Below are 10,723 nucleotides of genomic sequence, written 5' to 3' on the forward strand. Positions count from 1 at the left end.
AAATCCCCCCGCGCCATCGCCTCCCAGAACCGCTCATGAACCTCCGCAACCATCCGCAAAGAGAACCGCACCCACAACACCCCTCACCCATCGGGTGTTGCGATCACCGCTCGAACCCGCGGATCCCTCAGCGGACGGCTTGAGGATCACTCCCCGCAGTGGTCGCCGACCGATGATCGCCGGGGCGCGACCCTCCCTGATCTCGAGGATCCGCATCTTCATCGCGAGCAGTGCCAGTACCGATTCCACGTTCCCTGGATCGACGGTGTACACCGGTCCTCGCGCGTCATCTCGCTGTGACTGTGTTCGCGGCCAAGGGAACCGCTTCGCCGAAGGCAGCCGACGGTTTCGGCCCTTCCGGACCCGCGAACCGACGTCCCCGGGCGACGTCCGCGCCCAGTGGTACGCCGCCCCAGGCTCGATCAAGCTGACTGACCGGGCGTGCGCGGGGGACGACGACCGATCACAATCCGGAACTGGTTGTCGTCGACGAACGTGTCCGTGTCGGCCAGGTCTGCGAGGCGGTTCCGGATCGCGTTGTCGAAGTCGTCCAGCCGGTCCCCTGAAAAGGTGCGGCGCGGGAGTGATGGCGAGCGTACGCAAGGTGACCTCTCACGTGTCGATGCCAGCCGCGATATGGTTCCGCGCTCAAGGTATGACCAGAGCCACGCGCCAAGGTAATCGCCGAGAATACCCGCCCTGCGATCGCTCCACCGCCCGATGAAACACTCAACGGGCGACGTGTATCGCCGCGACTGTCCGGGGGACCCCCCAACGGACGAGCTCGCGTGGGCCTTCAGTTGTTGCGTGCGAAGGTCTCTCGCGGCGAGACCGCTCTGCGGTTAGGTTCTGGTGATGCTCCGCTACCTGGACGCCGCCACGGCTGGATCCGCGTGATGACCCCGGCGCAGGCCGGTGCGTTGTGGGCCGACCTGGGGCGTGCCGCCCATACTGTCGTGCCGATCCTTGGCGGCTGGGCGTCCTGGACCTTTGAGCTCGACGGAACGTGGATCCTCCAGGTGGCCCGCAATGTCGAGGTCGCTGCCGGCCACCGGCGCCAGGCCAAACTGCTGCCAGAACTGGCTCAAGCCATGTCTATCGCTGTGCCAGAACCGGTGGAGTTCGGCACCTGGCGCGGAAGCACCTACCAGGCCTACCGAAAGATCCCCGGCCGTCCGCTCACACCACAGGACGACTGGCGTGGCCTCGCCAAAGCTCTGCAAGAACTGCACGACTTTCCCCCGGACCGCGCCGCCACAACGCTCGGCGTACCCGCCACAGGCCAGGCATGGCGGTCCAAGTACGCAGACCTGTGGACCGACGTCAGCGCCCGGGTGTTGCCAGCGTTGGACCAGGACCTATGCGCAGCGGTCGATGCCCGATTCACCGAGTTCCTGGACTCCGCATGGGACTTTCCGCCAACTCTTGTCCACACCGACCTTGGGGCTGAACACGTGTTGGTGGATCAGACGGGCAGCATCTCGGGACTGATCGACTTCGAGACCGCCACCATCGGCGATCCCGCCGTCGACTTCGCCGCGCTGCTGCCCACGTTGGGAGAATGGCGGGTCGACGCGCTGGTCGAGGCGTACGGGTCGACCCGTCGACCCACACCGGGTGCGCTGCTACCACTGGCTCGGCTCGCTGTTCGCGGTGCAGTACGGCATGGACACAGAGGATCCCGAGACCATACGGGACGGGGTAGCCGGGCTGCGTGCCCGCCTTCAGGTCAACTGACCGACCCTCGGCGCCTCGGGCGACATGCCCGCCCGGTCTGCCCCTCGAGGCCGTGTTCGTGGGGGATCCTCTGTGGACACCCGCGTTGCTTTCGTCGTAGAGGTCCTAGGCACGGACGGTTGTGGTCCCTCCAACGGACATGTCCGCGACCATGACCATGGCTCTCAGTCGCAGCTCTGCCGTTGGACTGGCCGGCCACCCGAACGGGCGCCCGCTGCCAGCTACTGGTGATGGTGAAAGGCTGTCGCCAACGCCCCAGGCAGGTGTCATGCTCCAGGGCGTGGATGACATCGTTTCTGCTACTGAAGTACGCCGGTTGGCGCCGGAACCTCTCCCTGATCTTTCGAGGATCGGAGCGGGCGCGGACAGCACGGCGTACCGAGCGGGAGAGCTCGTCATCCGCGCTTCGCGTCGAAGCGAGGTGGCGGACCACATGCGGTTCGAGATGAAGCTCCTCGAACGACTTCGCGGGCGGCTGCCGCTGCGAGTTCCATCCCCGGTGTGGCTCGAGGTGAGAGATGGCATCGCGCTCATGGCGCACCATTTTGAGCCGGGGGCCCCCTTCGATCGTTCCACGTTCGACAGTCTTTCCGGTCCGGCCCAAGACCTCGCGCTTCAGACAGTCCGCGACTTCTGGGACGAGTTGCACTCCTACACCGGCGAAGCGCGGGACATGGGAGCGGAACGGGCAGTGCCCTTCGATAGCGCCGAGGTCGTCGAGGTGCACGTGTTCCCACACCTGACGAGCCGCGAGCGTCAGCTGTGCCTCGAGGCACTGCGAATCGGTGACAGCGGCGACGTCGCGCTCGTGCACCATGACCTCGCCCCAGACCACCTCCTGCACGCCGATGGCACCTTGGTTGCGCTCATTGATTTCGGCGACGCATGCCTCAGTGATCCAATCGCGGAGATCGGCGGACGGTTGCTTAACGCCTACGGAGAGGACTTCGCCTTGCGAATCCTCAAGGGAAACAGGGACGCGCTGTCAGCGGCAGGCGCCTACGAGCTTTGGGATCGCCTCGGTGGTGCGGCCAACCGCGTCATGGAGACCGGTCCCCAGGGCGCGGAGCTCGATTGGGTACGCCGCCGGCTCGCCTCGAGGTAGGTTCTTCTGGCCATGTGCGCGCCACCTGAGGGTTCACGAGTGCCGAGATCATCTCATTCGGCCACTCTGCCCGCCATCTTGTCCGTTGAAGGTGCGGGTAACGCGATGCTGGGCGGGTACGCGATGCTGATCGAATGTTCCGGGCCGATTGGCACCTGCTCGAGATCTCCAGATACGCCCAGCTCTTCTCCGGTCCACACGGCCAGACAGCCGACGTCCATGCGCGCTGGATGACACTTGATGCCTACGTTCCTGTCACCCAGAACTGGCTGGAGCTGGTGTCGGCCTAGGGGATGGGTCGGCCAAGCGCTGTCAGCGGTCCCCGGTGCGCTAAAGGACAACGCGGCGGCGGTCGTGGCGTTTGTCAAAGTGCGGCTGCGCTGACCAGCTGGTCGTAGCGCGGCGTAACCCATTCGATGGCCTGCAGATTGAGTTGGTAGCCGGCGGGATCGGGCACCGGGCCGTGTAGGTACCAGCCGGCGCCGCCGACCAGAGCCGTGAGGAGCAACGGTACGACGGCAGCCAGTTCGCGTGTGGTCAACGGGTGGATGGTGTGGTAGCCGGCGACGTAGTGGCGCAGTACTGCTGCCATGGCATTTTGGTCGCCGTGGATGATGTGGGTCCACGAGGCGGCTGTGGAGGTAATAGCTGAGGTCGCGGACCCGTGGGCTGTGCGGCAGGTGGTCCAGGTCGATGTACCCGGTGACCTCGCCGTTGTGGACGAGGACGTTGCCGACGTTGCAGTCGCCGTGGGTGAGCTGGGTGGGTAGGTCGGCCAGCGCGGCCCAGAGTTGGTCTCGCAACGGATCGACCAGGGTACGCAGCTCCACCGGAAGCTTGGCGTAACCATCGCCGAGAATGTCCGGTGCGGGGTCGTCGCTGAATGACGTCACGTGCCATGGGCACTCGGCGAGCATCTGGTCGAGCCGGCCGATGCCGGCGCCGATCGTGTGCGCGAGCGCCGGCGACTCGTGCAGCTCAGGGTCGTTGCGGAGCAGGGGAATAAGCGCGTACGCGTCGGCGCCAGTAGGTTGCGTCTGGTTCGGGTCGGTACCAAGGTGGTCGGCGTTGTGCACGATCAGCCCGTCATCGGTGACGACTGGCACTGCCACGGGCAGTCCGCCGGCCTGCAGGTAGCACAGCACCCGGTACTCCTCGACCGGGCCGACTCCGGGTGACATTTGCGGTAGATGCTTGAGCACCCACTGTCGGCCATCCTCGCCGGTGACCTTCCAGATCGGGTTGTGAACCTCGTCCATCGGCTCGACTCGGGCCGCGCCGACGACACTCTTCCAGGCCTCCAGGGCCGCGTATTCATCCACGGCGGGCATGCTAGCCGTAGTCCGTGCTCGCACGACCACTTCGCCCGCCGCCGTACCGATCCCCTGCGCCGTGGTCGTCGGTCGACAAGGTCCGGCCGGGTGGTTGCCGCGTCAGCCGGCGACCCGGCCTTGATCAATCGGCCAAGTTCGCTGGTGTCCGTTTGCCAATCCCTTGCGTACACCCCGGCATGGTCGCCGTGTCGTCGCCCAAGGTGCCGGCGGTTGACGTTCCCCAACGAACACCGTCATCTCGTACTCGTTGCAGTCTCGCGTGCCCGGTGCCCCCAGCCGCCGTGCGGGCGACGGCGACACCCAAGCTGGCGCAGGACGGCCTGCGAGCCGTGCTCAACACAGCCGCGCTGGCATTGGCAGCGGGCACCAGCCGGTGCGGCTATGCCAGTGCCCGCCGCGGTGTAGGTGAGTGACAATTGCGCGCTGCAGGGTGGTGTCCTGGGGCAACTCGTCAAGCAGCTCACCTGGTACGTGCGGACCGTCGTAACGGCGAGCGAAGACGAGGGCGAGGATCTCATGGTCTGCCGGTTCGTTGTCATTGAAGAAGGCGAATCTTCGTTGGAACCGGATGATGTTGGATGTGGCAGGCAGGTAGTGGCCAAGCTGGTCATCCATCAGCCAGGAATGGCAGTCGAAGGCGACGGGGTTGTCCTGGAAGTGACGGGGGAAGAAGTTCTGGGCGCGGGCGAACGAGTCGTCGCAGGCGCCAGGGTCCAGGCGCCCGCCGACGCGGGGAACGTGCACTGCGACGCCGCTTTGTCCGGGACCGAGCACCGCGTGTGTCGTGCTCTCGGGCTGTGGTCGGCCGCGTTCAAAGACCAGCCGGCCGAGGCGGTAGGAAAGGCCGCGGTAGGTCCGGGAGAGCAGCCACTCGGCATCCACGCCGGCGACGCCAGTGGCCATTCGGTGCCTGCTCATCGCCTGTCCGAGGTCAGCGAGATTGGCCCACGACACGTCGTCAGAGATGCCGGATTCGGTGTGGAAGCGGCGCACGTGGGGCAGTACCGCCAGGCACACCCACACATGCAGATGCCGGCCGACGGGCCGGTGTGTGTTGGCAGAGCGCGCCCGATCGCTGGATCGGGCGTACTCTCGGGCGGCACCCCCATATTGGCGACGAGGAAGTGGTAAGCGCGGTCAAGCACCCACCACAGAGCCGAGTGCCTCGTCGAACTGGGACGCGCGGCGATGACCGCTCCTCGATCTGCCGCCTCGACATCGAGGTGTTCGAGGAGAGTGTTGGCCTCGGTATCGCTGGGCAGAGTCGGTCCACATGACCCAACCGGAAGGTCTACGCCGCCTAGAATCGTGATCACAGGCTCGGACAGCTGAAGCTCACGCTGAACCATGGCGGCGTCGAGCTGGGATGCGGCGTGCTCTGAGCTGTTGGTTGGTCCCATTAGACGTTCCCCTCCCGTCATCGCGGAGCCTGCGGAGTCGGGCTCCTCTGCGGGGGAAGGGCAAACCATCCGTCTAAGAGGGCCTCCCATCGCGAGACTCTAACGCCGCCGTCAACCCCCACGAGTCCACTGGCGCGCCAACCGCTCGGTCGGGCGTCGGTGTCACCAGGCGCCGACCGTCAGGCTCTCAAGGCCGAAGGCGGTAGGCCACAGGCGCGATGCAGCGCCAGGTTTTCTGGATCCCAACCGGGGGTGTGCGTTGAGGGGTCCCCTGTGCGATGCCGAGTCCGCGCTCAGCCATTGCCCGGTGAAGTTGCCCGATGGCCTGCCCGCCGACGGACCGCATCGGGCGACCGCTGGCGGTGTCGGTCGGCGGACCGCTATGGGTCACCCTCACCGGATGGCTGACGAATAGTCTCTGATGGTGCGATACGACCCGACGATCTACCAGGGCGCGGCTGCCCACTACCGCTACGGCAGGCCCGCCTATTCGTCGGCGCTTGAGGTTGTTCTCGGTAAGGAACTTGGCCTGGATGGCCGCGGAAGGCTCCTGGATGTTGGATGCGGCCCCGGTGTTCTTACTGTGCGCTTGGCCCACCTGTTCGAGGAAGCCGTCGGGCTCGACCCCGACCCGGACATGATCGCCGAGGCTCGCAGGGCCGCAGAAGAGCAGCGCATCGCGAACATCACGTGCGTGGAGGCTCTGGCCGAGGACCTACCCGACGCGGCGCCAGGGACGTATCGACTGGTCACCTTCGGCTCATCCTTCTGGTGGACAGACGCGGTTCGTGTAGCCGAGACGGTGTACGACATGCTGGAGCCGGGCGGCGCCCTGGTGCTGGTCATGCACAAGGCCGGCGGGCCGTCTGTCCCGCCAAGCCCAGGGCCGCCCCCGATCCCTCACGCAGAGATCGAAGCCTTGGTGGAGAAGTATCTCGGATCAGCCAGGAGAGCTGGCCAAGGTGCTCCGCCGGCCCGCCGTGCCGACGAAGACGTGATCGCCAGCACCCGATTCGGCGTGCCACAGGTGATCTTCGCGCCCGGCATCCCCGACCTGGTTCGAGATACCGAGAGCGTGTTGGCTGGCTACTTCTCATTCTCCTTCTCAGCGCCGCACCTGTTCGGCGATCGGGTCGAAGCATTCGCCACCGATGTGCGGAATCTGCTGCGGGCACGGTCACCCGAGGGCGTCTTCTGGGATTGGCCAGGCGACACCAAAGTGATCCTTGCCCGGAGGTAGCGCTACGGCCACCGCTCAGCCGGGCGTTCGCCTCAGACTCCGCAGTCGCCCGGTCGAGGATCGTCCTGCGGACAGTCCATGGGAAGCGCGAGGGAAGCCTGTCAGCCTGCGCTTCGCTGAAGGTGCCACGCTGCCTCGAGTGCATCCTCGATGGCACCAGCGTCGCCTCTGGCGAGATCGGCGACGACCATCATGTGCTTGATGTACCGGGGCGGCACGCTGAAGGTTCCGGGGAACTGCCGGAGCACCGAGGCGCGGTAGTCGAAGTCGGCTCGGATCACCACATGGGTGTCGTCAAGCTGGCGGGCGACGAGCCTGCCGTGGTACCGCCACTGGGCAAGACCGTCCGCCGTTGTGCGGCGCACACCTTCCAGCGCATCGGCCAGCCGGTCTACCTCGCCTATCTGCAGCACATCGTCAACGATAGGCAGCGGCAACGTGGCTGCGTAGGTCGGCGTTCGGTTGGGGATCCCTTGCGGACATCCGCATCGTCGCCGTCGTGCTCGCGCAGGGATCGATGGTTGGCGTTCCCTAGCGGTCGCTTTTCGGATTCTGCTAGTCGATCCGGGTTTCGACGAAGTCGAGCCAGCGTTCGGTGAGCGGGTCGGGGAAATGTCGGATCGACCAGTCCACCAGCCGCAGCGACAGCACGGCCCAGTAGGGCCGCAGTTCGTCCGATGTGAGCTGCTCATCGAGGGCTTGGTCGATATGGCGTGCGACATCGTCCTGCAACCGGTCTGGCGGGCCGGCGACGCGCCTGGCCACGATCGCGAACCGTGCGTCTCCGCGTGCAGCGCCGATCCAGTCCACTATCCCGGTCAGCGTGCCATCCTCGCCGACCAGCACGTTGCCGGGGTGGTAGTCGACGTGGGCTGGGAAGTCTGCCCACGGCAGCATCACCAACTTCCAGCCCTCCCCCACCTTCAGCGGAGGTGGCTAGACGCCCCGACAACGTTGCGGCCACGTCGTGCATCGTGAGGCCCCACATGTGCGGCGGCATCTTGGCCGGCCAGGAAGGCGCCTGCATCTGGGCATCTCCCCACGCGCTCAGTCGAAGTAGCTGAGCCGGGTGAGGGCGGCTTGTGCCGTCGGCAGGGCCGCGGCTGGGTCGTAGGTGGCCAACGTGCCGTAACGGTTGACGCTGATGACCGCGATCGCGCGCCCGTGCTGAACGACTGCTGCCGTCATGTCCTCGAGGAACTCGGGGTCGCTCGTGGCGAAGTCGGCGTTCCACACCGTGCCCCGGCCGCCGGTAGGGTCGGCGACGTCGCCCACGTACGTGACGGGGAGGTCGGCGCCTGTCTCAGCAAGCCGCTCTTGACAGGTCGTCAACTCGGTGGCGAGCTGATCGTAGGCGCTGGCGGCCGTCGCCGCGTCAGGGAACAGCAGGACGTCTTCTTCGACGGAGGCGTCATAGCTGGTGGCTGTATCCGATACGAGAATGCGGTTGCGGAAGGCTTCACCGCCGAGCTGGGCGTACGTCGCTTCCCGGCAGGGGTGACTGACCTCGTCCCAGGGATCTCCAACGACCTGGATGCGGTCAGGACGCGGGATCCGCCATGGAATGGTGCCGGCATAGGGTGCGTCGTCGGTGACGAGCATCGCCGCGCGAGCACGTCGTAGTTCGGTGAGAGCGTCCGTAGGTGCGGCGACAGCTGGCGCACCGACCCCACTGATGGTGGAGCTGCGGGTCAGGGCTGGTTCGGCAGCGGCAGCTGGTCCAGCAGTTGTCGCGCCGACGACAGCGGTGGTCATGGCCACAACGGTAGAGGTCGCCAATGCTGTGGTCATGGCTTGAAAGCGCACACCCACGAAATTCTCCCCTCGTTGGTGGGTCCGGGATGGTGGCGAGGACCCCTTGTTTTGAGGATGCACTGAACGTCCCCTGGGTTGCCTTGGCCGCTCCTATTCTTCAGCTGGGCGAGAACGTGGCGAGAGTTTTCTCAGCGGAGCAACTTCACCACAGCTGTGGGCATCTCTTCCATAAACCTTTCGATCCTGGCGAGTGAGAGTCCCTAGCGGAGGTGCTTCATGAAGACAGGCAGACTGATCAGAGGAACCGCGGCGATCGCGGTCGCGGTGCTCGCATTAGCGACTGCCGCAGCCGGCAGCCGCACGGCGATGGCCGGCAGCACGACACCGTCGGTCCCACCCGCGGAAGCATCGACGTGGGAGATGGTCCCGATTCCGTCGGTGCGCGGGCAGGCGGATCTCACCGAGGTGACGGCCTTCAGCCCATCGGACGCATGGGCCGTCGGATACGTTCGTGACCGGACGGGGGTTCGCACCCTCACGCTGCACTGGGACGGCTCCCTGTGGACGCGTATCCCGAGCCCCAACCGAAGTCGCGCGCAAAACTGGCTATTCGCAGTCGCCGGATCCTCGTCCTCAGACGTATGGGCGGCCGGCTACGACGTCGACGCCGACGGAACACACCGCACCTTGCTCATGCACTGGAACGGCATGCGCTGGCAGGTGGTGCCGAGCCCGAGCGACAACACCCCCGACAGCATGCTGGTCGGCGTCACGGCATTGTCGCCGACGGATGCATGGGCGGTTGGATCCGTGACTGCCTGGCCGTTCACCGGGCAGACGCTGGTCCAGCACTGGGACGGCGATCGCTGGTCCGTGGTCGAGAGTCCCAACCCCGGTACGACCGGGCTCGGCAGCAATCTGCTGGACGTCGCGGCATCGTCGGCCGCCGATCTATGGGCGGTCGGTGACTATGACGAGGGCGACATGGTGATGCGTACGCTGACCGAACACTGGGATGGCACGTCGTGGACCGTCGTACCGAGCCCGACCAGACGTGACGGCGCCCTGCTCGGCAGCGTGGCGGCCGATTCGGCCACCGAGGCGTGGGCCGTCGGCTACGCGTATGGACCTACACACCTGGAGCCGCTCGCCCAGCGCTGGGATGGCTCCTCTTGGCAGGTCTCCACGACACCCACCTTCGACGGCATGGATGCGACCTTCGCCGACGTGGCCCTTCGCGGACCGGACGACGTATGGGCCGTCGGTGGGCAGGGCACCGACACACTCATCGCGCACTGGGACGGCCTTACATGGACCGTCGTTCCTGGCGTCGACCCGGGAACCGTCGGAAGCAGCCTGACAGCCGTCACCGCGGTCCCAGCCAGCACCTGCCTGTGGGCGGTGGGCCAGTTCACCGACGGCGAACGCGCCGAACCCTTCATCGAACGCTCGTGCACTCCGTAGGATGCCGCGCCCCGGCGATAGGGCAACCGGCGTTGACCACGCCACAAGCGGAGTGCCCCTGGTTTGCGTCTGACTTCGCGATAGAGATCGGTCTGCCCATCAGACAACATCTGGTGGACAGACCGATCTCTATCGCGAAGTCAGACGCAAACCAGGGCGGACCGCGGCCACGATCACCCCATCATCCTCGTCAAACTCGACATGCTCGATCACCGTCTTATCGACCCCAAGCAGCCGAGCCCATACCCTAGCGCTACGCACGCCACCATCACCCCACCCACACAAGGGGCAGGAGAGCCGCAAATGACCAGAGCCTCCACGAGACCCAGTACGGTTCATAAGTTCGGTCTAGCGACGTTCGGGGTTTGAAGGTCGGTTGCGACGCGTCGAGGTGATCACACCCTGATCGCGTAGATTCGATCGACGCACACGTGGTTAACCGCACGGTTCCCCGGCGGCGCGACATACGCGTATGTGGTGGAGTCCGGGGCCGCCTGGTATGTGCCGGGGAAGGCGATCTCGTGGTACTCGCCGTCGGCCACGTCGCCGACAGGTACGCTCGTCCCTCGACCTACTACGAGTGGATCGACAAGAAGTCCACGCGACGCGAACTGCGCGACGAGGAGATCACCCAGCTGATCCTCCAGATGCGGGCGCGCAACAAGCTCAACGCACGGCTGGGGTCGCG

At 66.0% G+C, this 10,723-nt stretch carries 9 protein-coding genes and 2 pseudogenes; 4 read left to right on the top strand and 7 right to left on the bottom strand.

Annotated features, from left to right (window positions below; translation table 11 throughout):
* The first annotated feature begins 896 nt into the window (after positions 1–896).
* Positions 897–1,892 (top strand): phosphotransferase, encoded by a 996-nt coding sequence (locus ABN028_RS35705; RefSeq protein WP_502879257.1) that lies wholly within the window; start codon positions 897–899, stop codon positions 1,890–1,892.
* Between the two features lie 113 nt (positions 1,893–2,005).
* The gene (locus tag ABN028_RS34545) at positions 2,006–2,842 is read left to right on the top strand and encodes an aminoglycoside phosphotransferase family protein (protein WP_349699564.1); all 837 of its coding nucleotides are present in this window, start codon (positions 2,006–2,008) and stop codon (positions 2,840–2,842) included.
* A gap of 53 nt (positions 2,843–2,895) precedes the next feature.
* Here ABN028_RS34545 and ABN028_RS34550 read toward each other — a convergent pair whose 3' ends face one another.
* The 4 genes and pseudogenes from ABN028_RS34550 to ABN028_RS35710 form a co-directional block, all read right to left on the bottom strand.
* Positions 2,896–4,164, bottom strand: coding sequence for a phosphotransferase enzyme family protein (locus tag ABN028_RS34550; RefSeq protein WP_349699565.1), 1,269 nt, complete (start codon positions 4,162–4,164; stop codon positions 2,896–2,898).
* A 345-nt stretch (positions 4,165–4,509) separates the two neighbouring features.
* Positions 4,510–5,058 (bottom strand): hypothetical protein, encoded by a 549-nt coding sequence (locus tag ABN028_RS34555; protein ID WP_349699570.1) that lies wholly within the window; start codon positions 5,056–5,058, stop codon positions 4,510–4,512.
* Positions 5,032–5,214: pseudogene (locus ABN028_RS34560) on the bottom strand (acyltransferase domain-containing protein); the annotation flags it as partial. The pseudogene ABN028_RS34560 and the gene ABN028_RS34555, both read right to left, overlap by 27 nt.
* A 29-nt stretch (positions 5,215–5,243) precedes the next feature.
* Positions 5,244–5,666, bottom strand: a pseudogene (locus tag ABN028_RS35710) (acyltransferase domain-containing protein); the annotation flags it as partial.
* A 331-nt stretch (positions 5,667–5,997) separates the two neighbouring features.
* Here ABN028_RS35710 and ABN028_RS34565 point away from each other — a divergent pair.
* Positions 5,998–6,816: a class I SAM-dependent methyltransferase gene (locus ABN028_RS34565; RefSeq protein WP_349699566.1), complete on the top strand. Its 819-nt coding sequence runs from the start codon at positions 5,998–6,000 to the stop codon at positions 6,814–6,816.
* A 101-nt stretch (positions 6,817–6,917) separates the two neighbouring features.
* On the opposite strand, the gene ABN028_RS34570 is transcribed toward ABN028_RS34565, so the two are convergent.
* From ABN028_RS34570 to ABN028_RS34580, 3 genes are all read right to left on the bottom strand, one after another.
* Positions 6,918–7,229 carry a hypothetical protein gene (locus ABN028_RS34570; RefSeq protein WP_349694966.1) on the bottom strand — a complete coding sequence of 104 codons (312 nt, stop codon included), beginning with the start codon at positions 7,227–7,229 and terminating at the stop codon, positions 6,918–6,920.
* A 142-nt stretch (positions 7,230–7,371) separates the two neighbouring features.
* Entirely contained in the window at positions 7,372–7,713 is a 342-nt protein-coding gene (locus ABN028_RS34575) for a phosphotransferase (protein WP_349699567.1), read from the bottom strand.
* Between the two features lie 150 nt (positions 7,714–7,863).
* Positions 7,864–8,571, bottom strand: a complete 708-nt coding sequence (locus ABN028_RS34580; protein ID WP_349699568.1) for a sensor domain-containing protein — start codon at positions 8,569–8,571, stop codon at positions 7,864–7,866.
* 276 nt (positions 8,572–8,847) lie between these two features.
* On the opposite strand from ABN028_RS34580, the gene ABN028_RS34585 reads away from it, so the two are divergent.
* Positions 8,848–10,035 carry a hypothetical protein gene (locus tag ABN028_RS34585; protein ID WP_349699569.1) on the top strand — a complete coding sequence of 396 codons (1,188 nt, stop codon included), beginning with the start codon at positions 8,848–8,850 and terminating at the stop codon, positions 10,033–10,035.
* Positions 10,036–10,723: the final 688 nt, after the last annotated feature.

Source organism: Actinopolymorpha sp. B17G11 (assembly GCF_040196095.1).
Taxonomy (GTDB): domain Bacteria; phylum Actinomycetota; class Actinomycetes; order Propionibacteriales; family Actinopolymorphaceae; genus Thermasporomyces.

Bases quoted from the DNA above. Each gene is read 5' to 3' on its own strand.
- ABN028_RS34575 (WP_349699567.1), bottom strand. From the start codon at position 7,713: ATGCTGCCGTGGGCAGACTTCCCAGCCCACGTCGACTACCACCCCGGC.
- ABN028_RS34585 (WP_349699569.1), top strand. From the start codon at position 8,848: ATGAAGACAGGCAGACTGATCAGAGGAACCGCGGCGATCGCGGTCGCG.
- ABN028_RS34580 (WP_349699568.1), bottom strand. From the start codon at position 8,571: ATGACCACCGCTGTCGTCGGCGCGACAACTGCTGGACCAGCTGCCGCT.
- ABN028_RS35705 (WP_502879257.1), top strand. From the start codon at position 897: ATGACCCCGGCGCAGGCCGGTGCGTTGTGGGCCGACCTGGGGCGTGCC.
- ABN028_RS34545 (WP_349699564.1), top strand. From the start codon at position 2,006: ATGCTCCAGGGCGTGGATGACATCGTTTCTGCTACTGAAGTACGCCGG.
- ABN028_RS34565 (WP_349699566.1), top strand. From the start codon at position 5,998: ATGGTGCGATACGACCCGACGATCTACCAGGGCGCGGCTGCCCACTAC.